The organism is Salinicola socius, assembly GCF_001937195.1.
GTDB classification, from domain to species: Bacteria; Pseudomonadota; Gammaproteobacteria; order Pseudomonadales; family Halomonadaceae; genus Salinicola; species Salinicola socius.
The window spans coordinates 24,109-50,663 of record NZ_MSDO01000025.1 but is presented as its reverse complement, the minus strand read 5'-3'; the positions used below and the strand labels follow the sequence as shown (position 1 = coordinate 50,663).

Annotated in this window: 23 protein-coding genes; 18 read left to right on the top strand and 5 right to left on the bottom strand. The window is 61.1% G+C overall.

Annotated elements, in window-relative coordinates; genetic code table 11:
• Positions 1 to 351 precede the first annotated feature (351 nt).
• Positions 352 to 852, top strand: coding sequence for an RNA pyrophosphohydrolase (locus BTW07_RS16115; protein WP_075571286.1), 501 nt, complete (start codon positions 352 to 354; stop codon positions 850 to 852).
• A gap of 132 nt (positions 853 to 984) precedes the next feature.
• Positions 985 to 3,246: a phosphoenolpyruvate--protein phosphotransferase gene (gene ptsP / locus BTW07_RS16110; protein ID WP_075571203.1), complete on the top strand. Its 2,262-nt coding sequence runs from the start codon at positions 985 to 987 to the stop codon at positions 3,244 to 3,246.
• Here ptsP and BTW07_RS16105 read toward each other — a convergent pair.
• Positions 3,237 to 4,016 carry an NRDE family protein gene (locus BTW07_RS16105; protein ID WP_075571202.1) on the bottom strand — a complete coding sequence of 260 codons (780 nt, stop codon included), beginning with the start codon at positions 4,014 to 4,016 and terminating at the stop codon, positions 3,237 to 3,239. The two genes, ptsP and BTW07_RS16105, sit on opposite strands and share 10 nt — an antisense overlap.
• A 271-nt stretch (positions 4,017 to 4,287) precedes the next feature.
• Between BTW07_RS16105 and BTW07_RS16100 the strand changes: the two genes are divergently transcribed.
• The 10 genes from BTW07_RS16100 to BTW07_RS16055 all read left to right on the top strand — a co-directional run bounded on the left by BTW07_RS16100 (position 4,288) and on the right by BTW07_RS16055 (position 14,404).
• Positions 4,288 to 5,079, top strand: coding sequence for a sulfite exporter TauE/SafE family protein (locus BTW07_RS16100; protein ID WP_075571201.1), 792 nt, complete (start codon positions 4,288 to 4,290; stop codon positions 5,077 to 5,079).
• 37 nt (positions 5,080 to 5,116) lie between these two features.
• Positions 5,117 to 5,929: a prolipoprotein diacylglyceryl transferase gene (gene lgt / locus BTW07_RS16095; protein ID WP_075571200.1), complete on the top strand. Its 813-nt coding sequence runs from the start codon at positions 5,117 to 5,119 to the stop codon at positions 5,927 to 5,929.
• A 106-nt stretch (positions 5,930 to 6,035) separates the two neighbouring features.
• Positions 6,036 to 6,830, top strand: a complete 795-nt coding sequence (locus tag BTW07_RS16090; protein WP_075571199.1) for a thymidylate synthase — start codon at positions 6,036 to 6,038, stop codon at positions 6,828 to 6,830.
• Complete coding sequence (locus BTW07_RS16085) at positions 6,827 to 7,360, top strand: dihydrofolate reductase (protein WP_075571198.1); 534 nt, start codon at positions 6,827 to 6,829, stop codon at positions 7,358 to 7,360. Before BTW07_RS16090 ends, BTW07_RS16085 begins: the two co-directional genes overlap by 4 nt.
• 104 nt (positions 7,361 to 7,464) lie before the next feature.
• On the top strand, positions 7,465 to 8,385 hold the full coding sequence (locus tag BTW07_RS20200) for a ProQ/FINO family protein (protein ID WP_075571197.1): 921 nt from the start codon (positions 7,465 to 7,467) through the stop codon (positions 8,383 to 8,385).
• 455 nt (positions 8,386 to 8,840) lie between these two features.
• Positions 8,841 to 9,893 (top strand): porin, encoded by a 1,053-nt coding sequence (locus BTW07_RS16075; protein WP_075571196.1) that lies wholly within the window; start codon positions 8,841 to 8,843, stop codon positions 9,891 to 9,893.
• Positions 9,894 to 10,272: 379 nt separating this feature from the next.
• Complete coding sequence (locus BTW07_RS16070; RefSeq protein WP_075571195.1) at positions 10,273 to 11,385, top strand: extracellular solute-binding protein; 1,113 nt, start codon at positions 10,273 to 10,275, stop codon at positions 11,383 to 11,385.
• A gap of 187 nt (positions 11,386 to 11,572) precedes the next feature.
• Positions 11,573 to 12,709: an ABC transporter ATP-binding protein gene (locus tag BTW07_RS16065; RefSeq protein WP_075571194.1), complete on the top strand. Its 1,137-nt coding sequence runs from the start codon at positions 11,573 to 11,575 to the stop codon at positions 12,707 to 12,709.
• Positions 12,690 to 13,577: an ABC transporter permease gene (locus BTW07_RS16060; RefSeq protein WP_075571193.1), complete on the top strand. Its 888-nt coding sequence runs from the start codon at positions 12,690 to 12,692 to the stop codon at positions 13,575 to 13,577. The genes BTW07_RS16065 and BTW07_RS16060 overlap by 20 nt, the downstream gene beginning before the upstream one ends.
• Positions 13,578 to 13,603: 26 nt before the next feature.
• Positions 13,604 to 14,404 carry an ABC transporter permease gene (locus tag BTW07_RS16055; RefSeq protein ID WP_075571192.1) on the top strand — a complete coding sequence of 267 codons (801 nt, stop codon included), beginning with the start codon at positions 13,604 to 13,606 and terminating at the stop codon, positions 14,402 to 14,404.
• 28 nt (positions 14,405 to 14,432) lie between these two features.
• Here BTW07_RS16055 and plsB read toward each other — a convergent pair whose 3' ends face one another.
• Complete coding sequence (gene plsB, locus BTW07_RS16050) at positions 14,433 to 16,853, bottom strand: glycerol-3-phosphate 1-O-acyltransferase PlsB (RefSeq protein WP_075571191.1); 2,421 nt, start codon at positions 16,851 to 16,853, stop codon at positions 14,433 to 14,435.
• A 207-nt stretch (positions 16,854 to 17,060) separates the two neighbouring features.
• On the opposite strand from plsB, the gene BTW07_RS16045 reads away from it, so the two are divergent.
• Positions 17,061 to 18,188: a phospholipase D-like domain-containing protein gene (locus tag BTW07_RS16045; protein WP_075571190.1), complete on the top strand. Its 1,128-nt coding sequence runs from the start codon at positions 17,061 to 17,063 to the stop codon at positions 18,186 to 18,188.
• A gap of 66 nt (positions 18,189 to 18,254) precedes the next feature.
• Here the strand turns inward: BTW07_RS16045 and BTW07_RS16040 are convergent, their stop codons facing one another.
• Positions 18,255 to 18,941: a YecA/YgfB family protein gene (locus BTW07_RS16040; RefSeq protein ID WP_075571189.1), complete on the bottom strand. Its 687-nt coding sequence runs from the start codon at positions 18,939 to 18,941 to the stop codon at positions 18,255 to 18,257.
• Between the two features lie 79 nt (positions 18,942 to 19,020).
• Here BTW07_RS16040 and BTW07_RS16035 point away from each other — a divergent pair, with 79 nt between their 5' ends.
• The 3 genes from BTW07_RS16035 to BTW07_RS16025 all read left to right on the top strand — a co-directional run bounded on the left by BTW07_RS16035 (position 19,021) and on the right by BTW07_RS16025 (position 22,888).
• A complete protein-coding gene (locus BTW07_RS16035) occupies positions 19,021 to 19,620 on the top strand; it encodes a SprT family zinc-dependent metalloprotease (protein ID WP_232823903.1) in 600 nt (199 codons plus the stop codon).
• Positions 19,621 to 19,881: 261 nt separating this feature from the next.
• Positions 19,882 to 21,834, top strand: a complete 1,953-nt coding sequence (gene acs / locus BTW07_RS16030) for an acetate--CoA ligase (protein ID WP_075571188.1) — start codon at positions 19,882 to 19,884, stop codon at positions 21,832 to 21,834.
• Positions 21,835 to 22,222: 388 nt separating this feature from the next.
• Positions 22,223 to 22,888 carry a response regulator gene (locus BTW07_RS16025; RefSeq protein WP_075571187.1) on the top strand — a complete coding sequence of 222 codons (666 nt, stop codon included), beginning with the start codon at positions 22,223 to 22,225 and terminating at the stop codon, positions 22,886 to 22,888.
• 227 nt (positions 22,889 to 23,115) lie between these two features.
• On the opposite strand, the gene BTW07_RS16020 is transcribed toward BTW07_RS16025, so the two are convergent.
• Both BTW07_RS16020 and BTW07_RS16015 read right to left on the bottom strand, forming a co-directional pair.
• Entirely contained in the window at positions 23,116 to 23,754 is a 639-nt protein-coding gene (locus tag BTW07_RS16020; protein ID WP_075571186.1) for a hypothetical protein, read from the bottom strand.
• Positions 23,755 to 23,868: 114 nt separating this feature from the next.
• Complete coding sequence (locus tag BTW07_RS16015; RefSeq protein WP_075571185.1) at positions 23,869 to 24,333, bottom strand: GlcG/HbpS family heme-binding protein; 465 nt, start codon at positions 24,331 to 24,333, stop codon at positions 23,869 to 23,871.
• 101 nt (positions 24,334 to 24,434) lie between these two features.
• On the opposite strand from BTW07_RS16015, the gene BTW07_RS16010 reads away from it, so the two are divergent.
• The gene (locus tag BTW07_RS16010) at positions 24,435 to 25,106 is read left to right on the top strand and encodes a GntR family transcriptional regulator (protein WP_075571184.1); all 672 of its coding nucleotides are present in this window, start codon (positions 24,435 to 24,437) and stop codon (positions 25,104 to 25,106) included.
• Positions 25,107 to 25,564: 458 nt separating this feature from the next.
• Positions 25,565 to 26,545, top strand: coding sequence for a TRAP transporter substrate-binding protein (locus tag BTW07_RS16005; protein WP_075571183.1), 981 nt, complete (start codon positions 25,565 to 25,567; stop codon positions 26,543 to 26,545).
• Positions 26,546 to 26,555: the final 10 nt, after the last annotated feature.

Below are 26,555 nucleotides of genomic sequence, written 5' to 3'. Positions count from 1 at the left end.
GTCTTTTCGACAAGTCTTGTCAGCGAGGTCTGTCAGTCAGCTCCTGACAGTGTCGAACGCTTGTCGGTTCAGCGATGAATACGAGCGCTCGGCAGTATCGCAAACTCCCGCCCCTTTGCCCACGCGCGCATCCCGGCAACGGCTCGAGAAACCGCTGTCGTCGACGTGGCCTGAGGATAATCCCCTATGAAGCTATGCCTCAACCTGACCGATCGGGATTCCGATGGGGCAGTGGGTGCAACCGAAGGATTTGAGTGAAGGTTTTATGGCCGGTTGGCTTAAGGCGTATTGATGCCCTTTCTCGCTTTGTGGAAGAATGATCCCAACGACGATTGAGCTAAGGTGAACGCTGTGATAGACGCCGATGGCTTTCGGCCGAACGTTGGCATCATCATTGCCAACTGTGACGGCCAGCTGCTCTGGGCGCGTCGGGCGGGACAGGAGGCGTGGCAATTTCCGCAGGGTGGTATCAATGCTTGCGAGACGCCGCATCAGGCACTCTTCCGGGAACTGGAGGAAGAGATCGGGCTGACATCCAAGGATGTCGATGTCGTTGCCTGTACGCGAGGATGGCTACGCTACCGTCTGCCCCGGCGCATGGTCCGGACACACTCGAAACCGATCTGTATTGGCCAGAAACAGAAGTGGTTTCTACTGAAGATTCGCTGTCACGACAGTCGGGTTTGCGTGGATAGCACCCCCAAGCCGGAATTCGATGGCTGGCGATGGGTGAGTTACTGGTATCCTTTAGGGCAGGTGGTCTCCTTCAAGCGTGAGGTCTACCGACGCGCGTTGCGGGAGCTGGCGCCAGATTTTCATCGACTGTCGCTGGAGGAAATGGCCAGGCTGTAGAACGACCCTGCTGTTTGAGTTCACGGGCCACGCTCCCCGATTCTGATGCCGATACCCGGTTGAGGTTTCGGGGATTGGCGCTGTCCACCCGAAGCCACCACGAGGATCTCCTCGCCCACAAGAAAAAGGCCCATGCTCGATACTCTTCGCCGCATCGTTCAGGAAGTCAACGGCGCCCGTAGCCTGGATGCCGCGCTGGCCACCATGGTACGTCGCATCCGTAAGGCGATGCGCACCGATGTCTGTTCCATCTACCTGTTCGACCGCGAGCGCGATCGTCTGGTGCTGATGGACACCATTGGCCTGCGAACCCAGGCCGTAGGCGTGGTGACGATGCGGCTCGGTGAAGGGCTGGTCGGACTCGTCGGTCAGCGGGAAGAGCCGTTGAATCTCGAGGATGCGCCTGCGCATCCGCAGTTCCGTTATTTCGTCGAGACCGGAGAGGAGCGATTCTCGAGTTTCCTGGGTGTGCCCATCATCCACCAGCGGCGAATGCTGGGCGTGCTGGTGGTTCAGCAGCAGGAAAAGCGTCGCTTCGACGAGGGCGACGAGGCGTTTCTGGTTACCATGGCGGCGCAGCTGGCCGGCGTGCTGGCTCATGCGCTGGTATCGGGGACGCTCAATCGCCGCGCCGAGCCTGACGGTCAGGCGATGTTTTCCGGCGTGGCGGCATCGCCGGGCATGGCCATCGGCGAGATCGTGGTGATCGCGCCGCCGGCGGACCTGGATAGCGTTCCCGATCTGATCCCCACCGACCCGGATGCCGAGGTGGTTCGCCTGCATGCGGCTCTGGCCCACGTGCGCGAAGATATCCGCAAGGCCGGCGCGCGCCTTGCCAGCCGTATTTCCACCCAGGAGCTGGCGCTGTTCGATGTCTATCAGCAGATGCTGGGCGATGCGGCGCTGGGCAACGAGGTCGAAAAGCGGATTCGCGAAGGGCAGTGGGCGCCGGGGGCGCTGGCCGATGTGGTGCGGCGCCATACGCAATACCTGGAGCGGGTCGACGACGGCTATCTTCGCGAGCGAGCGGCGGATATCCGCGATCTGGGGCGCCGCGTGCTGGCGCGTCTGCAGGAAGGCAATGAACTGACGCCATCGACCTACCCCGACAATGCCATTCTGGTAGGTGACGAGATCAGTGCGGCAACGCTCGGCGAGCTGCCCAGGGGGCGTCTGGCGGCGCTGGTCTCGATTCGCGGCTCCAGCAATTCGCATGTCGCCATTCTGGCCCGCGCCATGGGCATTCCCACCGTGCTGGGCATGGTCGATCTGCCGCTGCCGCGCATCAACGGGGCAAAGGCGATTCTCGACGGACACCGGGGCCGGCTGTTCGTGCGGCCCGATGCTCAACTGGCCAAACGCTATGAACGCCTGATCAAGGAGGAGCAGGCGCTGGCGGAGGTGCTCGAGCACGAGCAGCATCTGCCCAGCGAGACCTCCGATGGCTACAAGATGCCGCTCATGGTCAATACGGGGCTGGCGGTGGATGTCGTGGCGCAGCTCAAGCCACGGGTCAGCGGTGTCGGCCTGTACCGGACGGAAGTCCCGTTCATGATGAACGAGCGCTTCCCCAGCGAGCAGGAGCAGACCCGCCTCTACCACGAGCAGCTTTCCAGCTTTGCACCGCTGCCGGTGGTCATGCGAACGCTCGATATCGGCGGCGACAAGGACCTGCCTTATTTCCCGATCAACGAAGCCAATCCGTTTCTTGGCTGGCGAGGCATTCGGGTCACGCTCGATCACCCGGAAGTGCTGATGGTGCAGATGCGGGCGATGCTGATGGCATCGCGCGAGCTGGACAATCTGCGCATCCTGCTGCCGATGATCACCAGTGTGGACGAGGTCGATACCGCACTGCGCCTGCTGGCGCGAGCTCGCGAGGAACTCGCCGAGGATGGCATCGAGGTCGCCTCGCCCAAGGTCGGGGTGATGATCGAAGTACCGGCCACGCTCTACCAGTTATCGGCGCTGGCGGAGCGCGTCGATTTCTTCTCGGTGGGAAGCAACGATCTGACCCAGTATCTCCTGGCGGTCGACCGCAACAACGCCCGAGTGGCCAGTCTCTACGACGCCTGTCACCCGGCAGTGCTCAATGCCCTGGCGCGCCTGGCGACGGAGAGCCAGCAGCTCGGCGTGCCGGCCTCCGTCTGCGGCGAACTGGCCGGCGATCCCGCCGGCGCACTGCTGTTGATGGGCATGGGCTTCGACGCGCTGTCGATGAACGCGCCCAGCCTGCCTCGGGTGCGAGCGGCCATTCGGCGCGTCAGTATCGAGGATGCGCGCTCGCTGGTGTCGGAAACGCTCTCGTTGCCGACCACCGCGGTCGTCAGAGCGCACCTGCGCCAGCGGCTGAACGATTGGCAGATAGGTCACCTGCTTCCGCCTCAGGACTGATCCGTTCCCGTTGCGCGCGTCGCCAATCGCGTGATGTTGTCTGCCGGCACGCCGCCAGGGTCGAATCGCTGCTCTTCCAGCATCGTGTTCCCTGCAGCGGCCGTCACCAGCGTGGTGGCTCGCGTCCCGTAGTGGTAGCCCTCGATGAATGCCGGCGAGAGAACGCGTTCGAGATCCTGGCCGACGCCGGTATCGGGGAGCTCGTCGAGCGGTGCCTGGCGGGCATCGCGCATGGCCGACCACAGGTCGACTCGCCAGTCCGGCGCCGTCAACGCCTGTTGCAGGGCGTGCCGCGCCTGAACGAGCTTGGGCCAGGGCGTGTCGAGGCTGGCGTTGGACAGGCCGTGAATGCCGGCGGACACGAGTTGCCAGTGGGTGACTCGATGGTCGTGATGAAGCGTCCACAGCCGATGGCCCGACATCAGCAGCAGGTTGAATCCGGCGTACCGTTCGGCGCCGCCCGCGGCCAGGGTTTCCAGCCAAGCGACCGGATCGTCGGTCTCCAGCGCCTGACGCACCAGTTCGCCTCGGCTGGGCGCGCCGGGTGCCGCGGCCGGTCCCGGTTGGCGAACGTTGGTGAGCGCGGCCACGCGCGAGGGCGTCGCGGCAAGCCAGGTTCCCCCGCCCTGCAGGTCGCGGCCACCGATCAGTTCGGCGTCAGGCCAGCGATGCAGTGCCTGGGCTGGCCTGGCGTGGAATTCGTCGCGATTGGCAGCGAGGCGCAATTTCACCTCGGATCGAGGCTGCCAGTCGAATACGATCAAGCACATGGCATGGATTCCTGATTGGCAAAGCGATCCGGTCGAGAGACGGTGCCATGACACCATCCTGGCGGCAGCGTAACATGAGCATGCTAGCGATCCGCGGTCGAAATCTCTGCCCGGTTTCGGCGTTCGATCTTTGGCTCTCGCTCTCAACATCAACCGATACCTTGCGCCTACAGGATCGCTTCATGCCAGCCTTCACCATTCCGGCCGCTGCGCCAACCCGCATGGGTGCCACGCTCCCCTCCAGCGATATCGAGCAGGCCAGGAGCATTCCATGCTGACCGCGATCCTGATCTATCTCGTGGTCGGTGCCGCCGCTGGCCTGATGGCGGGCGTTTTCGGTATCGGTGGTGGCATCGTCATCGTTCCCGCGCTGGTCTTTACCTTTCTGGCGCAAGGCTTCGATCCTTCTGTCGTCGCGCATCTGGCGGTGGGTACGTCGCTGGCGACGATCGTGGTCACCGGCGCCTCGTCGGCCTGGGGGCATTGGCGTCGCGGCAGCGTGCGTCGAGACTGGCTGCGGCTGATGATCCCGGGTCTGCTCGCAGGCGGCGTTCTCGGTGTGCTGCTGGCGTCGGCGCTACCCGGTCATGCGCTGACTCGGCTGTTTGGTGTCTTTGCGGTGGTGATGGCGCTGAAGATGCTGTTGACGCGACCGCCCGCGACTCAGGGGCAAGTGCCGCGACGCTGGCCAATGACGGCAGCCGGCGCCGTGATCGGCGGCGTCTCGACCCTGTTCGGTGTCGGCGGTGGGGTGATGTCGGTGCCCTGGCTGTCACGTTTCACCAGCCGGATGACGGAAGCGGTGGGAACGTCCTCGGCGATCGGTTTGCCGATCGCGCTGATCGGCACCGTCACCAATATCGCCGTGGGTTGGAGCGAGATGACGCTGCCGGCCGGCGCGACCGGCTATGTGATGTGGCCAGCCTTTCTCGGCCTGATGGCGACCAGCGTGCCGATGGCTCGAGTCGGCGTCAAAGTCGCCCATGCATTGCCTGCCAGAACGCTGCGACGTATCTTTGCCCTCCTGCTGATCGTGGTAGGGGTCAAGCTGATGATTGGCTGACTCGCGATCTGGACCATCCCGTAGCCAAGGAGAAAGCATGCTGGCTTACCCCGAGATCGATCCGGTGGCCGTTTCGTTGGGCCCGCTCAAGATTCACTGGTACGGGCTGATGTACGTCATCGGCTTCGTGGGAGCCTGGTGGTTGGGACGTCGACGTGCCGACCGCCTGGGACTGAAGCCCGATGACATCGGCGACATGCTGTTCTATGGCGCGCTGGGGGTCGTACTCGGCGGTCGTATCGGCTATGCGCTGTTCTACGGTTTCGATCGGTTTCTGGACAACCCGCTGTGGATCTTTCAGGTCTGGGACGGCGGCATGAGTTTTCACGGTGGCCTGCTGGGGGTGCTGCTGGCGGCGCTGTTGTTCGCGCGCAAGCATGGTCTGGCGTTCTTCCAGCTCACGGATTTCATCGCGCCGCTGGTACCGATCGGGCTCGGCGCAGGGCGTATCGGCAACTTCATCAACCATGAATTGCCGGGCCGCGTGACGGACGTCCCCTGGGCGCTCGTGTTTCCGGGGATGGGCGGGCAGGGGCGCCATCCCTCTTCGCTGTATCAGTTCTTTCTGGAAGGCGTCGTGCTGTTCGGGGTGCTGTGGATGGCGTCCTTGTCGCCTCGTCGACGCGGCTTCATCTCGGGCCTCTTCCTGATCTGCTATGGCGCGTTTCGATTCCTGTCCGAATTCTTCCGGCGCCCGGACCCGCAGCTCGGCTTTATCGCCTTCGACTGGCTGACCATGGGGCAGCTGTTGTCACTGCCGATGATTGTTGCCGGTATCGCGCTGATCGCCTGGTCGCGGCACAATGGCGTCGACGACGCTCGCGTGGGGCAGCCGGCAGCTCAAGCGTGACTCATCGAGTGCTCGGCCGCCTGATTCCTGGCGGTCTCAATTTTGAACAAGTGTCTTGACGGGCTTGCCGTATGTGGCGAGCCCGTCACCGGAAAGGAGCGTGCCCATGCGGCCTTATCTCGACTTGATGCAACGCGTGCTCGACAGCGGCGTTGAAAAAGCCGATCGCACCGGGGTCGGTACGCTGAGCGTGTTCGGGCATCAGATGCGCTTCGATCTGCGCGAGGGGTTTCCGCTGGTGACCACCAAGAAGCTTCATCTGCGCTCGATCATTCACGAGCTGCTCTGGTTTCTGCGGGGCGAGACCAATATCGCCTATCTGCATGAGCACAACGTCACGATCTGGGACGAGTGGGCAGATGCCAGCGGCGATCTGGGTCCGGTCTACGGTTATCAGTGGCGCAGCTGGCCGTCGCCCGATGGTGAACATATCGATCAGATCGCCAAGGTGGTCGATCAGATTCGGCGTAATCCCGACTCCCGCCGGCACATCGTCTCGGCCTGGAATCCGGCCCTGGTCGATGAGATGGCGCTGCCGCCTTGCCATGCCCTGTTCCAGTTCTACGTCGCCAACGGTGAGCTGTCCTGCCAGCTCTACCAGCGCAGCGCCGATATCTTTCTGGGCGTGCCGTTCAACATCGCAAGCTATGCGCTGCTGACCCACATGGTGGCGCAGGTCTGCGGGCTGAAGCCCGGCGACTTCGTGCACACGCTGGGCGATGCACATCTCTATCTCAATCACCTCGATCAGGCCCGGTTGCAGCTGTCGCGCGAACCGTTGGCGTTGCCGAGACTGAAGCTCAATCCCGCGATCGATGATCTGTTCGACTTCCGGTTCGACGATATCGCGATCGAGGGGTATGAATCCCACCCATCCATCAAGGCACCGATTGCCGTATGAGCGACGTGAAACCTTCGACGCGAGAAACGCCGATCGCGATGATCGCCGCGATGTCGTCCAACCGGGTCATTGGCGTCGATAATCGCCTGCCCTGGTATCTGCCGGAGGATCTGAAGCGCTTCAAATCTCTCACGCTAGGCAAGCCGCTGGTGATGGGGCGCAAGACGTTCGAGTCGATTGGCCGGGCACTGCCGGGTCGGCTCAACATCGTGATCACGCGGGACCCGCACTACCAGCGCGAGGGCATCCGGATCTGCCATTCGCTGGACGAGGCGTTGCGACTTGCCGATCATCAGGCGTTGATCGATGGCGCCGATGAGATCATGGTAATGGGCGGAGGAGAGATCTACGCGCAGGCACTGCCGGTGGCCACGAGACTCCATCTCACGGAGGTGGACGTCGAGCTCGAGGGTGATGCCTTTTTTCCGGCCTTCACGCGAGAAGAGTGGGAGGAGGCTGAACGCACCGTCAGGACGGGATCACCGGATTATGCTTTCGTCCAGTATCGTCGTAGGCTCGGTTCTGGCTGAGTCTCTGCTGGAAGCGTGCGTCCGAGAGGGATCGAGCGCCTGTCGTCAGGATGACCGGCGGCGTGTCCCGATGTCGATTGAGAGGACTTGAGAGGAGTTGTGCCGTGTTGACGGATCGAACACAGGCGCTCCTGGCTGCCATCGAGCACCAGGTCGAAGCGGGTCAAGCTGCTTTGGAAGCCGAGAAAGAGCGCTACAAGGCGCTGGAGGCGGAAAACCGGGCGCTGAAGGAGCGGCTGCTTGCGCTGGCGGAGCTGGACCCCTTGATGGTCAAGGGGCACGATCATAACGAAGATCCGGACGGCGGAACTCGCGCCCGTGGGCTGGGTAATCTGGCGTTCCGACGGCCCCGGCCGAAACTGGACGAGACACCCGCTGGCCGCTCCAGCCAGACGATTTCGCCACTGCAGCGGCTGACATCGTCGTCCAACGGGACGCCAGGCGAACCGCCGGCTGCGCATCACCCAGAGACCCGGTCGACCGAGAGGGCTGAGATCGAAGGCGACGCGCACCCGACGATTGGGGAAGGGGCGTTAGCTTTCGAATCGCGCCCACCCGAGGAGCCGGGGGACTTTGCGTCGTCGATGCCGGATGCCGGGCAGCCACAGAACTCGCTGGCGTTTGGTGCAGAACACGAGGCGCCTTCGCCGCACTCGCTGCTCGCCCAGTGGTACAAGCGTTACCCGAAAACGTTCTTCAAGGGCCACACGCGGCCGTTGAAGACCGGCATTCATCTCGAATTGTGTGAAGTGGAGCCCTGGCCCGAGAAGCTGGTTCGCCGCGCGCTGGCCTGTTACGTGCATCTGCCACGCTATCTGAAATCGGTCCGGGAGGATGCGCGGCGTGTCGGCATGGACGGTGAAGATTGTGAGGCCGTCACCGCAGAGGAAGCCAAGCACGCCAAGCGGCAGTTGGAGGCCTTGCAGAAAAAACAGAAAACGCGTGAAACGCAGCAGCGATCCGAAAAGCTGGATCGCAAGATTAGCGCGTTGCTGGCCAAGCACGGCCAGCAGCCTCAGGAGTAGCGACGTGGTCGGATGAGCATCACGTCGCGCTGGAGAAGACAGGTCGACAGCAGCCGTTGGCGTTAGACCAGAGCATTTGGCGGTAAACTTTAGTCTCGTTCTGGCGCCAGGCTGTCAAATGTTCTACCGCTTTTCCTTGCCGAGCGGTGGGGTGTCATGGGATTGTCACCGCCCGAGGCTAGGCTGCGAGCGCCCGACAACTTCGTAGTTATCACCAGCATAGGTGAGAGCGACGGAGGCGAGAAGACGCCGCGACGGGAACGAAAACAGTGTTTTTTTCTTGTTGCGTTCCTCCAACGTCCAGTATAAGGTTTCTGGGCGAGCATTGGACAATAACAAGGCTTCTAAGTTCCACAGCCGTCATTCGTTCGCGTGACGATGCTGGTTGAAGGTGCCGAAGCCGACTGCATCTGCAGACACGATCGAACAGTAAGCTAGTTAAGGAACCTATCGCGATGAAAAAGACGCTCTTAGCGACTGCTATTGCTGGTGCCCTGGGCGCCTCCGCCGCTGCCCAGGCAGCGACTGTCTACAACCAGGACGGCACGCAGCTCGACATCTACGGCAACATCCAGATTGCCTACAAAAATGTCAAAAACGAACGCGGTAACTACGAAGACGAAATCTTCGACAACGGTTCGACCATCGGTTTCTCCGGCCAGCACATCATCAACCCGGGCCTGACCGGCTACTTCAAGGCCGAGTTCGAGCACCAGGCTGACGAAGAGAAGTCCAACGGTGGCATCAACGATGGTGACCAGGCCTACCTGGGTCTGAAGGGCAACTTCGGTGACGCACGTCTGGGTTCGTGGGATGCGCTGATCGATGACTGGGTCCAGGATCCGATCTCCAACAACGAATACTTCGACGTCAGCGATTCCAGCGGTGCTGCTCTGGATCCGTTCAGCGATGATGTGAATCTGGGCACCAACGACCGTGAAGGCGACAAGTTCCAGTACATGTCCCCGGTCTGGGCTGGCCTGCAGTTCGCCGTCGGTAGCCAGTACAAGGGCGACGCCGAAGAAGAAAACATTCGCAATGACAGCAACGCTTCTTTCTATACCGGTCTGAAGTACGCTGTTGGCGCATTCTCCATCGCGGGTGTCTATGACGATCTGGACAACTACGATGGAACGTATACCAGCAACGGCGCGACCTACGAGTCTGGCGACCAGTACGGTATCACCGCTCAGTACACCATCGATGCGCTGCGTCTGGCTGCCAAGGCCGAGCGTTTCGACAGCGAGCAGGGCGATGCCGACGCTGACTTCTACGCGCTGGGCGCTCGCTACGGCTACGGCTTCGGTGATGTCTACGGTGCCTATCAGTACATCAAGGCTGATGATGGCTCCACTTACCTCAACGGTGATGACACGGCCAACGAAATCGTCGGCGGTGTGACGTACAACATCTCTCCGGCGATGTACACCTTCATCGAAGGCGCGCTGCGTGACCGTAACGAAGACGAAGGCGACGGCGTTGCTGTCGGTGCCGTCTACAGCTTCTAAGCTGATCCCGATGCGAGTGGCCGCTTTGAGCCACTCTATCGAACGAAGCCGGCCTCAGGGCCGGCTTTTTCGTGGGTGAAAGATATTAGGCGATGGCGCGTCGACAACCATTTTCAGCCCTTGAATATTCCCATCGCTGTGCAACCGCCCGGCTTCGCCCTTCACTCTGCGTTTCATTCCTTTGTCCTGCCTGGCACTTCCCACCCTGACCTTTGTTCAGATGTCATTTCCGTGACGGGCTGGTAATCTCTCGTTGAGCGGACGTTCGATAATGATGGAGCGTCACGCGCCAGTAACAGGTCTGTCGTATAACAACGTTTTCCGCCGGCCGGTATTTTGCTAACCGGGTGGTGGATCGACAAACAACAGGAGACCTTCGATGACCCTTTCCCGTCGTCGCTTCTTGCAGGGCGCTGCGGCTGCCAGTGCCGCCGCTTCGGTACCGTTCTATATCAATCGCGCCTTCGCCCAGGATCAGGTGCTGCGCATTTATGCCTGGGCGGGCTATTTCACCGATGAAATGCTGTCGGATTTCACGGCCAAGACGGGCATCAAGGCGACGTTTACCCCTTACGGCACCAATGACGAACTGATGAATTCGTTGCGGGCCACCGATGGCTCCGGATTCGACGTGATCATGCCGACCGTGGACCGCGTCCCGGGTTATCTGGATTACCAGCTGATTCAGCCGCTGGATACGTCACGCATTCACTGGGATGGCTGCCTGGATACCGCGTTGAAGGGATCGGAAGTCGGTGGAATGGTCGACGGCAAGCGCTATTTCGCGCCGTCGGACTGGGGCACCGAGGCCATCGCCTACAACACACGGTACACGGATATCGACCGCGCCCAGCTGAGTTACGGTGATCTCTGGAACCCGGAAATCGGCCCTGGGGTGACGGTACGCGCGCATTCCGCCCTGGTGGGCATCGGCCTGTGGCTGGAAGCGCAGGGCAAGCTTCCCAGGCCATTGCTCGAGTCGTTCAAGACCGAAGAAGCGATGCGTGCCAACTTCGATGTCATTCTGGCCGAGGCCGTCAAGCACAAGGACATGGTGATCCAGTTCTGGTCGACCGAGAACGAAGCGCAGGGTGCTTTCCGTACCAACGGCGCCATGATCGGCCAGACATGGGACAGCACCGCCTTCCGGCTACAGACCGAAGGCGAGCCGATCGCCTACGGCGCACCCAAGGAAGGGGCGCTGGCGTGGATGGAGGGGTTCGTGATTCCCCAAAATGCGCGCAATGTCGATGCGGTTTACGAGCTGATCAACTGGTACTACACCCCGGAAGCGGGAGCGATGTTCGTCAAGTCCACCGGTTATAACTCGACGGCGGTGGGTGCCGAGGATCTGTTGCCAGAAGCGACGCGTCAGTTCTTCCAGAACTCCTACACTCAGCAGGATCTGGACAATCTGTGGTGGTGGCCGGTCCAGGATCCCTGGTACGTGGCGTTGCGCAACGAATATCAGGACCGTTATCTGTCGGCTTGATTGCACGGCTGTCGAGCGTCATTTTGCTAATGACGAACGCGATTCACGTTTTCGAACGACGAGCGCCACCCATGCTCATTGTCAGCCGGTCTCGAGGGGAATGTCGCACGATATTCGGACTTGAGACGCTGACCGCCAGCGAACGTTCAATGGCGGATAGGCAGCCGAATTACTCGAAGAGGGCGTCATGGACGGTCGCGTATCCTTGAACCAAGTCGCGATGCGGTTTGGTGATTTCACGGCGATTCAGCCGACTTCTCTGGAGATCGAGTCAGGCGAGTTCTTCAGCTTTCTTGGCCCCTCCGGCTGCGGCAAGACCACGCTGTTGAACCTGATCAGCGGGTTTCTGACTCCCAGCGAAGGCAGCGTTGCCATCGGCGGCACCGATATGACCCGCGTGCCGGTCAACCGGCGACCTACCGCAATGATTTTCCAGAATCTGGCGCTTTTTCCGCTGATGAGCGTCTATCAGAATATCGAGTTCGGGCTGGAAGTTCGCGGTATCGATCGTCGCGAGCGCCGTCGTAGAGCGGACGAATTGCTCGAGCTGGTAGCCCTGGTCGGTAGTGGTGACAAGCCGGTTGTCGAGCTCTCCGGTGGTCAGAAGCAGCGGATTGCGATCGCGCGTGCGCTGGCGGTCGAGCCGCGCGTCCTGTTGCTGGACGAGCCGCTATCGGCGCTGGATCTCAAGCTGCGCCAGCATATGCGGACCGAACTCAAGGCGATTCAACGCAAGACCGGTATTACCTTCATCTATATTACCCACGATCAGGGCGAAGCGCTGACCATGTCCGACCGGGTTGCCGTGATGTCCGAGGGTCGAATCCAGCAGGTCGCCGATCCGATGACGCTATACCGGCAGCCGGCAACGGATTTCGTCGCCAATTTCGTGGGTGAAACCAACTGCTTTCCGGGGTGCGTCACGGTGGTAGCGGGCGAGATGGTGACGCTGGAGGCCGGGTTGGCGCTACCGTTGATCGGACGTTCCAGCAGCCCGCTCAAACCCGGCGATGAGGCGACACTCTATGTGCGGCCCGAGCAGTGGCAAGTCGGGGGTATCAACGAGACGCATCTGCCGCTCCTCGGGGTTGTCCGGAGCGAGCACTTCGAAGGCGCGTGGCTGACGCTGGAAATCGCTCTGGATCAGGGGCCGACGGTTCGCGCGCACGTGCCACATGCCGGGGCAGGCGTTGGCCTCGACGATCAACTGGCCGTGGGGGACGTTTGCCGGCTGGACCATTCGCCTCATCAGGCCATCGTGCTGCCGGGTGCCAAGGTGGAAGCATCGCGCGAGGAGGCCGTCGATGTGGCAGCAACTGCGTAATCGCTTCGGACTCCCGCTGACCATGGCCATCGTCTCGCTGCTGGGAATCTGGCTGATCGCGATGGTGTTGCTGCCGCAATGGCAGATGGTCGACTACTCGTTTCACCCGTCGCTGCTGCCGGCCGAGCGTGGGGGCGTGAAGGATGTCTGGTCGTTGACCAACTACGCGACCTTTTTCAATAACGACATTCATCTGGCGATCTTCTTCAAGACGATCTGGTCGAGCGTTCTCGTCACCGGGCTGACGCTCATCGTCAGCTATCCGCTGGCCTACTATCTGGCCAAGGTCGCGACGCCTGGCCAGGCGGCGCTGTGTCTGCTGTTGTTGATCATCCCGTTCTGGATCAACGAAATTCTGCGTACCTTTGCCTGGTACATCATCTTCGCGTTTCGCGGCCCGCTCAACGAGCTGCTGTTCGCACTGGGCTTGATCGATCGTCCGATCCGCTTTCTCAGTGGAGATTTAGGCGTGCTGGTGGGCATGGTCTATGCCTACATTCTGTTCATGGTCTTTCCGCTCTACAACGCCATCGAAAGCCTCGACGCCAATCAGATTCGGGCGGCGAGGGATCTGGGGGCAGGGTGGGGTCGAACCCATCGGCGTATCGTGATTCCCCACGCCAAGCCCGGTATCGCCACCGGCTGCATCATGACGTTCATGCTGGCGGCAGGCAGTTACGCGGTACCGGCGCTGCTGGGATCGCCGGGCAGTCGCTGGTTCACGCAGATCATCTACAACTGGTTCTTCGAGGGCGGTGACTGGAATCAGGGGGCCGCCTACGCCTTTCTGCTGCTGGTGCTGTGTATCGTCTTCGTCACCGTCATCATGCGGGTTTTCAAGGTCGGCCTCGGCGACATCGCTAAATAGACCATGCCAAACAGGAACAGCGTTTCATGAGCTCTTCGCGATTCTTCTCCTGGGCGCTCAAGGCCTATCTGCTGGTTTTCTTCATCTATCTGTTTCTGCCGCTGATCATCATGGCGGCAGCGACGTTCAACGAGAGCCGTTTTCCCACCGTCACCCCGTGGACCGGTACCACGCTGCGGTGGTTCTCGGCGCTGTGGGCGGACAGTGGCATGTGGAACTCGCTGGTCAACAGCCTGCTGGTGGCCGCTGGCGTGCTGTGCCTGGCGCTCCCCATCGGCGTGGCCAGTGCGCTTTTCCTGACCACGGTCGAGGGCCGCGGCAAATCCTTCATCTATGCGCTGATTCTGTCGCCACTATTGACGCCGGGCGTGATCATCGGCATCTCGACGCTGATTTTCTGGCGCGGCTGGGGCGTGAATGGCGGTATCGCGCTGACCATCATTGCCCAGAGCGCCTTCATCGCGGCCTACGTCATGCTGATGGTGGCGGCTCGGCTTCAGCGCTTCGATCGCACGCTGGAGCGCGCGGCCCTGGACCTGGGGGCCAGCCAGTGGCAGACGTTCCGTCGAATTCTGCTGCCCTATCTCAGGCCGGCGATTCTGTCGGCGGCGGTGCTGGCGTTCCTGCAGTCGCTGGAGAACTACAACACCACGCTGTTCGTCGCCGGTTATGACACCACGCTGACGATCTACATTGCCTCCAAGGTCCGCACCGGCCTGACGCCAGCAGTCAACGCGCTGGCGCTGCTGATGATCCTGTTCACCGTCGGACTGGCGATGATCTATGAGTTCAAGCGCCGGCGCGAAGCTGCCCGGCGTATCGTCTGAGGGATCGAATGCCATCTGGAGCCGGCGCCTACTGGTGCGTCAATCGCACCAGACGATGACGCAATTCCGGATCGAACAGTGCCCGGCTGCGCATCTGCAGGCGTGGCAACGTATCGTCGTAGAACAGGTGCTCGTTCTCGACACGTAGCCAACCTTGCTGCTCAAGTGTCTCCAGCATCCCGCTGAACAGCCGCTTGTCGAAAAACTCCGGTGCGTTGAGTCCTGCCAGCAGTGTCAGTCGCTCGGCCAGTTGACGACTGTGCTCTTCAAGCGCTTCCCGGGTCAGGTCGCCGCTGGGATAGCGCAGCAGCGACGCCAGCAGCAGATAGGCGCGCTCCAGCGTGGGCTGCACCGGCTGGCCCAGCAGTCTCAAATGTTCGCTGGACTCGAGATGTCCCGGTTGTCGGCGCCAGCCGTTGGCGGTGGCTTGCAGCAGGCCTTCCTCCGTCAGTGCCGCCAGCGTGGAAGCCAGGCGCTCGCGGGGATCGTTCGGCGGCGCGAAATAGAGTTCTCGCGCCAGTAACGGCCAGGCCGGCGACAGCAGCGTATCGAGATCGTCCAGCGAGAAGGCAGCGTTGTTGCGAAAGGCGAATGCCACCAGCCCCAGATGCATGAAGAGATGCAGAACGTTGTTGCGATACCAGGTCAGGAGCGTTGCCTGTTCCGGACGTGCGGTGATCAATTCGCCAAGCGCCTGCGGCTGCCGGGTGACGAAACCCAGGCTGACCGCTTGATCGATCCAGTCGGCAGGCTCGCCTGTCGGCAACTGACAGCGCTGGCTGCCGGGCAAGTTTTTCTGAAGCCTGACCAGCAGGCCGATATGGTTCGCCAACAGGTCGGATTCGATGGTGTGGTGCGGGGTGGCCAGCAACGTCATCGCCACCAGCGAGACGGCATTGAGACTGGCGGCATCGTTGATCCGCCGGGCCAGCGTTTCCCCGAGTAGCGGGACGGCTCGACTCAACCATTCCGGGCGCGCCGAAACGGGATCGTCCTGCCATCCGGGAACCGTTTCACTCAGGAAACCCGCCAGCGACAGGGGTTCCCCCACGCTTACCGTGACCCGGCCATGGGGCTCGCGTAGATGCTTGAGGACCCGCAGCAGGTCGAGCGGAGACTCCTTCTTCTTTTTACCGCCGCGTAACTCGCGCAGATAGCTGTTGCTTTCCAGGACTCTTTCGTAACCCACGTAGACCGGCACGAAAGCGACGTCGCGGATCGCATCCCGGGCAAACGAGCGCAATGTCATTGCCAGCATGCCGGGGCGCGGAGAGAGCATTCGACCGGTTCGCGAGCGGCCGCCTTCGATGAAATACTCCAGCGGATGACCCCGGGCGATCAGGCGGTGCAGATACTCGTTGAAGACCGCCGCATAGAGGCGGTTGTCCTTGAAGCTGCGGCGCAGGAAAAACGCCCCGCCACGCCGCAGCAACGCGCCGATGACCGGCATGTCGAGATTGCGGCCCGCGGCAATGTGCGGCGGCATCAAGCCCTCGCGGTAGAGCACGTAGGAGAGCAGCAGATAGTCGATATGGCTGCGATGGCAAGGAACGTAGATGAGCGTGCGCTCGCCGGCGATGGCCTTGACCGCGTCGAGGCCGTGTACATCGACGCCATCGTAGAGGCGGTTCCACAGCCGCTTTAGCAGTTCATAGCAGAAGCGCAGCATCGGATACGACATGTTGGAGGCAATTTCGCGGGCGTAACGCTCGGCGCGGCGGTGTTCACGCGCCGGCGTGCTGCGATTGGCCGCGACTGCCTCCAGCACCGCTGCCTGGACCGGCCGGCTGTCGACCACGCCACGCATCAGCGTGCGGTGATGCGATATATCCGGTCCCAGCACTCTTGCTCGAATGCGTCGGAAGTGAACGCGCAGTACCCGGGCAACCTTGCGCTGGGTCAAGGTGACGGCCGGGTCGTCGATCAGCGGCCTTAGCCGGATCGGCTCTCCGAAGTGCGCTTCCAGATGACGGCCGTTGACGGCCACCGACAGCAGTCGGCGTAAACGCCCGCTCCAGGCCCAGTCGTCGGCGGCCATCATCTTCCAGAAGCCGAAATCCTTGCCGGGTGCGCGACTCCAGAACACGCTGACCGGCACCAATTGGGCGTCCAGGGTGGTGTCGTTGTCGAGCGCATCCAGCAACTGCTGCAGATGAGCCGAATGCTGGCCTCGAATTCTCCCGCGGCTCCCCCGCAAACGCGGCAGTGCGAAGCAGCCGGGAAGCAGGGCGCGGTCCAATGAGTGCCATTCACCAGCGCCGGGGAGATCGAGATCCCGGGTCAGGCGTTCGACAGCCAGCTCGTCGGTCAGCGAAGGGCGGGCGATGACATAGAAAGTCGGTAGCGTGGCATCGAGCGCGAAGGGTTCCGGCTCGACCAGGCGAAAGGCAAGCCAGCGATCGAGCACGCGACTGACCAGGCGATGCCACAGTCGTTGAAGTTCAATCACGATCGTTGAATCCCCTGGTCATTGCATCTCCGAACATTGGAAGCCTTGTTCCTTGAAGTCTCAAAAGCGCCAGCATCGAGACAATTTCGTCCGCAAAACGTCCGAGTATAGCGACAAGCCTGGCCGGCAGCGATGACCCCAAACGACCCGCTTTCCTTGTCACCGTAAACGTGCGTCAATCGTCGGCGACCAAGGAGGCGGCAGTTGATGCAAGTGACGTGGAGGGACGGCAACCGATTCGAACTGTTGCCGGAAGGCAAGCGGTTCTGGCCGGCCATGCGAGAGGCCATCGAAGGCGCTCAGCGCCATTTGTGGATCGAACTCTACCTGATGGAATCGGGCTCTCTGGCCGAGCGCTTCATCGATGCCCTGGCAGCGGCGTCGGCGCGCGGGGTCGAGGTCAAGCTGATGCTCGACGGCGTCGGTAGCATGGGCCTGACGAACAGCGATCGGCAGCGACTGCGGGATGGCGGGGTCGAGCTGCGATTCTTCAATCCGCTGTCGGTGACGCGGTTGGGCGGCAATCTGATGCGCGATCATCGCAAGCTCGTTATCGTCGATGGCGTCACCGCGTTTACCGGTGGTTTCGGCATCGTCGACGAGTTCGTCGACGCCTGGTACGAGGTCGCCGTGCGCATTCAGGGGCCGGTTGTCGAGGACTGGATGCGGTTGTTCGCCCAGGTCTGGGATTCTCCGCTGACCAGAGGCGGAGGGACGCGAACGCGCTTGTCGCGATCGATTCCGGTGGCTTCATTGCCGACCGAGCCCGTCGCCGGCGGCATGCGCGGTCGCGCCATTTGGGGGCGAGGACATCGTTATCAGGCGATTCGGGTCTCGCTTCAGGGACGCATCGGCACCGCCCATCGCAGGCTGTGGTTGTGTACGCCCTATTTCGTGCCGACGCTCAGCCTTCGCCGGGCGCTGGCTCGCGCTGCGCGCCGCGGTATCGATGTGCGCCTGTTGTTGGCAGGCGGCCACCACGATCATCCGGGCGTTCGCTACGCCGGTCAGCGGTTCTACGGTCGACTGCTCAAGGCGGGCGTCAGGATCTATGAATTCCAGCCCAATTTCATTCACGCCAAGTTCAGCGTCGTCGACGACTGGGTATCGCTGGGATCGTGCAACTTCGACCACTGGAGTCTGCAGTGGAATCTGGAAGCCAACCAGGAGATCGATGATGCCGACTTTGCCGCGGAGATCGCGCAGCTTTTCGAGCGCAACTTTGCCGCCAGTGAGCGTATCGATGCCGCAAGCTGGGCCGAGCGATCGTGGGTCCAGCGAGTGAGAGAATGGCTGTTCGGCACGCTCAATGCCTGGGTGACGCGACTCAAGTAGATCGCCGCCGACACCGCCATCGAGCGGCTCCGGCGGAGCCGCTGGCGAGACACGGTCAGCGCTGTCTCAGCGCTTGCGGCCGCGCTTGCGCCCGCCGGACGAGGCCTTGCCTGCCGCCTTGCCCTTGTTCTTGCCCCCAGAGGGTTCCGGTGGCACCCGAAAATGCAGGTAGAGATCCAGCGTCAGCTCCGGCAGCTGGCGCGCCAGGGCGACGAACTGTTCGTCCTCGGCGATCATTTCCTCGATCTCCGGCTCGTCATCGAACAATCCCGATAGCGCCATGAACGGCAGCAGCAGGGCGGCCACGTGAGATTCATCCTGCGAGAACCAGGCTCCTTCGTCGAGAAAGACGCCTTGCATGAATCCGGCGCACCAATCCTCGATGGCGGCAGCCATCTCGCCGGCCTCGTCGAGCTCGGTGTCGAACGGCAGCTCGACCCAGTGTCCGCGCTCCAGAATGCTGCCGGCATTGCTCTTGAGCGTCTCCAGCAGGCCCAGAATCTCATCGCGCTCATCGACGCTGTCGAACGGCGGCTCTCCTTCGAACAGCTCGGCGATCCACTGTTTAGGTTCGATGTCGCGAGGAGAGACAGCCAGCGCAACCAGATAGCCGTGGGCGGCGATGACATCGGGCGCTTGTTCACCGAGGCGTTCGTCGTCCAGGTAGTCATCGAGGCGCGCCAGCGCATCGTCGCCCAGAGGCGGTTGGCTTTCGATGGCGTCATCCGGTGATTCGGACGAGAGGTCAGGCATGCGGCGCTCCAGATCATGGCGATATGAATGTATGGACAACCTGAATCTTGCAAGGGCTCAATGGGCTGGACGCCCGTTCATGTCCCCGGCATTCTATCATCCCATGACCCATCTGCGTTCCTCTCCTGCCTCTCCCGCGCTCGGCCAAAGTGATGCCCAGGCGCTGGCTGCGCTTGATCATGCGTCGCTGGAAGAGGCGTTGCTGCACCGAGCCGACGCTGCCTGGCGGCTCGCTCGCGAAGTGCATCCTGAATTACCGAGACCCGGAATCTGGTTCGATCTACGCGGCAGAAGCGCCGGGCAGGCGCATTACCAGCGCGGCGGACTGCGCTTCAATCGAACGCTGCTGCGCGAAAACCGGCAGGCCTTCATGGACGAGATCGTGCCTCATGAAATGGCGCACTGGCTGGTCTTTCATCTCGAGGATGGAGCCAAAGCCCGACCCCACGGGCATGAGTGGCAGAGCGTGATGCGCAAGCTCTATGGGCTGACGCCGGTCACCACGCATCGTTTCGATGTGACTCGCGCCAGCCCCGCGCCTTACTGTTATCGCTGTCGCTGCGAGACACTGCATCGCTTCACCGGTCGCCGTCATGCACAGGTGTCGAAAGGGATGCGCTATCGTTGTCGTCATTGTCGCGCGACATTGACGTTTGCCTATCGGGAAGCGTCGGGATAACGCCGGCGCGTTCGGCTCGCAGCCATCGCCAAGCCTGAAACCACGTGCGTCTGCCAGCCACTGACAGCGCCCGGTTCCGGAGGATTGGCTGAATCGGGGACGCTTGCCGAAACATATTGAGACGAAGGTCTAATAGGGGGTGGCCGGTGCCGTCGTTATATGCTGGCCGACTTGACCGTCGATGGTCTATCACCTTGAGCCGGCTAGGCTTTCACCGTCGAACGAGTACGAACGCAGCACGATCAACAGGGAGTCTGGAGCATGAGCGAACAGCAGCGCGTATATCCTGTCGATGAGCGCTTGGCGGCCGATGCCTGGGTCGATCGCGATCGCTATGAGTCGCTCTATCGTCAGTCCGTCGAGGATCCCGAAGGCTTCTGGCGTGAGCAGGCCGAAAGCCTGAGCTGGAGTCGCAAGCCAGCCACCATCAAGAACACGTCGTTTGCTTCCGACAATGTCGACATCCGCTGGTTCGAGGACGGCGAACTCAATGTCGCCCACAACTGTCTCGATCGCCATCTGGACTCGCGCGGCGATCAGCCTGCCATCATCTGGGAAGGCGACGATCCGAACGATCACAAGATCATCACCTATCGCGAGCTGCATCAGCGGGTCTCGCAGCTCGCCAATGGCCTCAAGTCTCTCGGGATCGGCAAGGGCGATACAGTCACGCTCTACATGCCGATGGTGCCGGAAGCGGCCATGGCCATGCTGGCATGTGCGCGCATCGGCGCGGTCCACTCGGTGGTGTTTGGCGGCTTTTCACCCGATGCACTGGCAGGGCGTATCGTCGACTCCCAGTCTCGGGTGGTCATCACTGCCGATGAATCGGTTCGCGGCGGCAAGCAGGTTCCGCTCAAGGATAACGTCGACGCGGCGTTGACTCGCGAGGGGACCGATGTGGTCGACTCCGTGCTGGTGGTCAAGCGTACCGGCGGCGATATCGAGTGGCACGAGGGTCGCGATCTCTGGTTCGACGAGGTCGTCGACCCGCAGGACACCGACTGTCCCGCCGAGACGATGAATGCCGAGGATCCGCTATTCATTCTCTACACCTCCGGGTCGACGGGAACGCCGAAAGGACTGAAGCATACCTCCGGCGGTTATCTGCTCTACGCTGCACTGACGCATCGTACCGTTTTCGACTACCACGACGGCGAAGTTTACTGGTGCGCCGCCGATGTCGGCTGGATTACCGGCCACAGCTATATCGTCTATGGTCCCCTTGCCAATGGCGCCACGACGTTGATGTTCGAAGGCGTGCCGACCTATCCGACTCATGGCCGGATCGGGCAGATCGTCGACAAGCACCAGGTAGCGATTCTCTACACTTCGCCGACAGCGATCCGCTCGCTGATGGCGCACGGCGAGCACATCATGGACGACAGTCGACGCGACTCTCTCCGGATACTCGGATCCGTCGGCGAGCCGATCAATCCCGAAGCCTGGGACTGGTTCTATCGGGTGGTGGGCAACTCGAACTGTCCGATCATGGATACCTGGTGGCAGACCGAAACCGGCGGTCACATGATCACGCCGCTTCCTGGCGCGACCGATCTGAAACCGGGTTGCGCGACCAAGCCGTTCTTCGGCGTTCAGCCGGCGCTCCTCGATAACGAGGGGCAACGTCTGGAAGGGGCGACCGACGGCAATCTGGTAATTCTGGATTCCTGGCCCGGGCAGGCGCGTTCGATCTGGAACAATCACGAACGCTTCGTGCAAACCTACTTTTCGACCTATGAAGGCGTCTATTTCACCGGGGACGGTTGCCGTCGTGATGTCGATGGCGATTACTGGATCACGGGACGCATCGACGACGTGCTGAATGTCTCCGGCCACCGGATGGGAACGGCGGAAATCGAGTCTTCCCTGGTGGCTCATCAATCCGTAGCCGAAGCCGCAGTCGTCGGTTATCCGCATGATATAAAAGGTCAGGGAATTTACGTCTACGTCACGCTCAACGATGACGTCGAACCCAGCGACGAGCTGAAGCAGGAACTCAAGCAGTGGGTGCGCAAGGATATTGGCCCGATCGCGACGCCCGATGTGCTTCAATGGGCCCCAGGGTTACCGAAGACCCGCTCCGGCAAGATCATGCGCCGTATTCTGCGCAAGATCGCCGCCAACGAGTGTGATGGCCTGGGAGATACCTCCACGCTTGCCGATCCCAGCGTGGTGGAAGACCTGATCGAGAACCGTCATCTGAAATCATGACGCTTCCCGGTGCACCGGGCGAACCGGTGCACCCACCACCAGGCGGCGTATTAACTATATGATTAGTTAAGCTAAATCTTCCTGGTTTTTATTGATCGATGATTATCGTTCGATTGTCTTGAAAGAGGCTCTCCTCCCGGTACTTTTCGTGCCGCTCCAAAGGGAGGGAAGCGCGCCAGCTTTCCAGGACGATCGAACTTTTTTTACGCTTTTATGGCATGTTTACTCAGCCATTATCCTGGGATTTTCCTCCCGTTGATTTGAGACTTGGGATTCCACGATCGCATGGGGTAACATGCTGTTAATCAATAGTTGAATCATCTTGTCCAGATGGCGACAGTGAACCGGCTATCTCGCCACATATCTAGACAGCGCCGGAGGAGAATCAATGGCTTTTGCCCAGAAATTCATCGTTGCCGATGACCACCCACTCTTCCGGGCGGCTCTCAATCAGGCATTGCGACAGGTTTCGCCGCAAGCGGAAATCGTCGAGGCGGACACCATGGAGGCCACGACAGAGGTCGTCACTCGGCATCCCGATGCCGACTTGATCCTGCTTGATCTGCATATGCCCGGCGCTCACGGATTCTCCGGGCTGATCCAGTTGCGCGGGCAGATGCCGGATATCCCGGTGACGGTAGTATCCGGCAGTGAAGAGGTCAATGTCGTTCGACGCGCCATCGACTATGGCGCGTCGGGCTTCATTCCGAAATCCGCCTCACTGGATACCATCGCCGAAGCGATCGGAGAGGTGCTCAAAGGTGAAGTCTGGTTGCCTCCCGAATTGGCGGGGGTCATGGGCGATGGGAATGAGGAAGACACGCGTTTCGCGGAGGCGATCGCGTCACTGACGCCACAGCAGTTTCGAGTACTCAACATGTTGACCGAGGGGCTGCTCAACAAGCAGATCGCCTACGAACTCAATGTTTCCGAGGCCACCATCAAGGCCCATGTGACAGCGATTCTTCGCAAGCTGGGGGTTCACTCCCGCACCCAGGCGGTGATCGCCGCTCAGAAGCTGGAGATCGAACCACCCAAGGTTACCGACAACTAGACGTTTCTCGATCCACATTGATTTTCGGTCGGGTATCGTACGCCGGGATCGAGAAGCTATCGAAAGCCGCCCACTCCCTCCCAGGGATGGGCGGCTTTCTCGTTCCCGCCCCGGGTAACGTGGCCACTGGCGTGACAGAGGTCGTATGGCTGCTTGTATCCGCTGGCAGGGCCGGTATGAGATCAACCGGTGCCAGATCCGCCTATGCCAGATCCGCCTATGCCGGATCAGCCGGCCTCGAGCAGCCTGCGATCGCGAAGCCGTCTGGCCAGCAGCAGCAGTTCCACGCTGGCGAACAGCAGCAGGCTGTAACCGGTCAGCTCCGTGATCTCTTCCGCTGCATCCTTGACGATTCGCAGGTAGTGATCACCCATCAGGGCATGCCACAGCTCACTACGTCCATAAAGGCGAGAAAACACATAGGTCGTCAGGAAACCGCCGGCAAACAGGCCGAACCCCAGGCTATTGGCGATCAGCGAAAATTCTTCGAGAAAGGCGCGTCGCGAGCGTAGCACCGACAGCAGGGCGGGCAGTGCCATCAGCACGACCAGCCATTCCCAGGCACCATCGAAGAGATAGGTATCCAGCCATAGATCGTTTTCCCGCACGAGGGATATCGCGAAGAACGCGGCCAGCAGCAGGCTGACGTTGCGAAGCACCCCGACGCGTTGGCGGATGATCAGCATCAGGACAGTGCAGAGAAACAGCAATGCCGCCTGGGTGATTTCGGTCAGCGAGGTTTCGCTGAAATCGGCCGCTACGGGATGCCTTGCATCCACCATCAGCACGGCCTGCATCAGCCCTGCCAGAAACAGGATGTAGAGGCCGGCCCTCGAGGCGACCGTACGGAAGGAAAGAGTCGGCATGATCGATTCCTGCACAGCAATTAATAGCTGGCTAAGGATATCAGCCTCAAACCCGTTAAGAAACGCTGTTCGGTAGATTTTTTAAGGTTTCCTTAATCTCAGGGTGTCTTGCGTTCAGTTTTCCGGTGTCAGACCGACCCGAAGATTGGCCGCCTCGATACCCGCGATGGCCGCTCGTTCATCGTTGTCGGAGCTGTCTCCGCTGACGCCGACTGCGCCGATGACATGGTCCTGTGCGTCGAGGACCAGTACGCCCCCGGCGACGGGAATGAATTCGCCCCGGGACGCCGAGGCAACCGCCGACAGGAATGCCGGGCGCGACCCGTTACGGTCGCCGATGGTCCCGCTGGAGAGTCCGTAGCCCAAGGCGGCCTTGGCTTTGCCGTGGGAGACCGCCAGTCGTAGAACGGCGCAGCCATCTGCCCTGTCGCAACTTATCGGGTATCCGCTGGTGTCCATGACCGTAACGGTGACGGGATTCATGGCCTGTGCGTTGGCGTAGGCCAGCGCCGCTTCAATGATGGTGCGGGCTTGGGTGCGGGTCAGTGTCTGGTGGGTGAGATAGACATTACGAGCCATGCGGACCTCCGTTTCGATTCTTTGTATTCATAATTCATTTTGGGTGGCGTGATCCATGCGCCATTGGGAGAATGGCGTATTGAAACCGTTCTGAGTGCACCATGATCAAGATCCAGCAAAATACGCTCCATGGCGAAGCCGCCGCCCGTATCCGTGAGATGATCAACGACGGGTCGCTCCTTCCCGGTATCCGCATTCCGGAGAAGCAGCTGTGCGAGCAGTTCGGCATATCCCGAACGCCGCTACGGGAGGCACTCAAGGTTCTGGCGTCCGAGGGCATGGTCGAGCTTCTACCCAACCGGGGTGCGTGGGTCATGCGCTTGACCCGTCAGATGCTGGAAGAGACCTACAGCGTGATGGGCGCTCTGGAAGGTCTCTCCGGTGAACTGGCTTGTCGCTACATTACCGAACAGGAGGTCGCCGATATTCAAGCGCTGCACTATCAGATGCTGGCGTACTACAAGCGCAAGGAGATCCGCCCCTATTTCGAGCTCAATCATCGAATTCACGATGCGATCATGATCGCATCGCGTAATGAAGTGCTGCGTGAGACGCACAGCAGCTTGAATTACCGCATCCAGCGGGTGCGTTATTCCACGCGCATGGTCGGTGACTACTGGGACCAGGCCGTCGCCGATCATGAGGCCATCATCGACTGCTTGCTGGCCCGCGACGGCGAGCGGCTCGGCCGTATCCTGCGTGAGCACTTGCGTCACAAGCTGGTGGTGGCTGCGGAGAGTGGCGTGATCGATGACGAACGAACTGCGGGCTGATCGCGGCGTGATCGTCATTGATGCTTCAAGATCGTGACACCTTCCATAAACGTGGGCACGGCGTTTCAACGGGATCGCCGCCGCGAATCTTCTTGCTGCGGGTTTTGAACACCGGCCTTGATCGGTGATGCATTATCGGCGTCACCGCCTTCCTATTGCTTCCCTTCCATAATTTTTGCGCCGACCGGCATAATTTAAAATGAATTCATTGTGTTGGGGCTAATCTCGACACCTGGTCTTAGGTAACTCGCTAATTTTAAATGCTTAGCGTTGAGACTTTACGCCAATAGACAAATGTTGGATTGGTTCCAATTGAATTATGAATTCATAATTCGCGGGCAGGATCCCATGGTGCTCGCACTGCGGGAGGAGTGGAAAAGGACGTTGAGAGGATTCCGTCACCGTCCCCGGTCCATCGTTCAGGCGAGCCAATATAAAAAGACGGAAGGACGCCAGTGATGAAAAGTCTCAAAGCAGGACTGTTGGCGATAGCACTGATGGCCGGCGTCAACCACGCCGGTGCTCAGGAAGTTCAGGTCAAGTTTGCTCATGTTGGCGAGCCGGGCTCGCTGTTCGCCGATGTGTCCCAGGAATTCGCCAAGCGCGCCAACGAAAAACTCGCGGGTGAAGCCAAGGTGGTCGTCTACGGCTCGAGCCAGTTGGGCGGCGACTCGGAACTGCTGAAGAAGCTCAAGCTGGGCACGGTCGACCTGGCGCTGCCTTCGACCGTCATGAGTAGCGTGGCACCGCAGTTTGCGCTGTTCGAAATGCCCTATCTCATCGCGGATCGCGACCACATGGCGAAGGTGCGCGACGAGGTGGTGAGGCCTCAGCTCTACCCCGTGGCTGCGAGTCGCGGCTACCACATCATCGGTGTCTGGGAGAACGGCTTCCGCCAGATCACCAACAACGTTCGCCCGATCAAGACGCCGGCCGATCTTTCGGGCATCAAGCTGCGCGTGCCCCAGGGCGTTTGGCGGGTCGAGATGTTCAAGAGCTACGGTGCGAACCCGTCGCCGATGGCGCTCTCGGAAGTGTTCGTCGCGTTGCAGACAGGGGCGATGGACGGCCAGGAAAACCCGCTGGTCCAGACCTATGCCTCGCGCCTCCAGGAAGTGCAGAAATACCTCTCGCTCTCCGATCACATCTATACCCCTGCCTTCGTGACCGCGGGTCTGAGCTGGAACCGCCTGCCCGAAGATGTGCGTGAGGTGCTCCAGCAGACCGCCGTGGAGATGGAATCCTACGCGCTCGAGCAGGGGGCGAAGCTCGACGAGGAGACGCTTGCCAAGATGCGCGATGCCGGTCTCGAGATCAACGAGGTCGATCGTCAGGCCTTCATCGATGCTTCCAGGCCGGTCTACGACAAGTTCATCAAGGACGTCGAAGGTGGCCAGGGGATGCTCGACAAGGTGCGTGAACTGCAACCTGCCAGTTAACTCGCGGGCC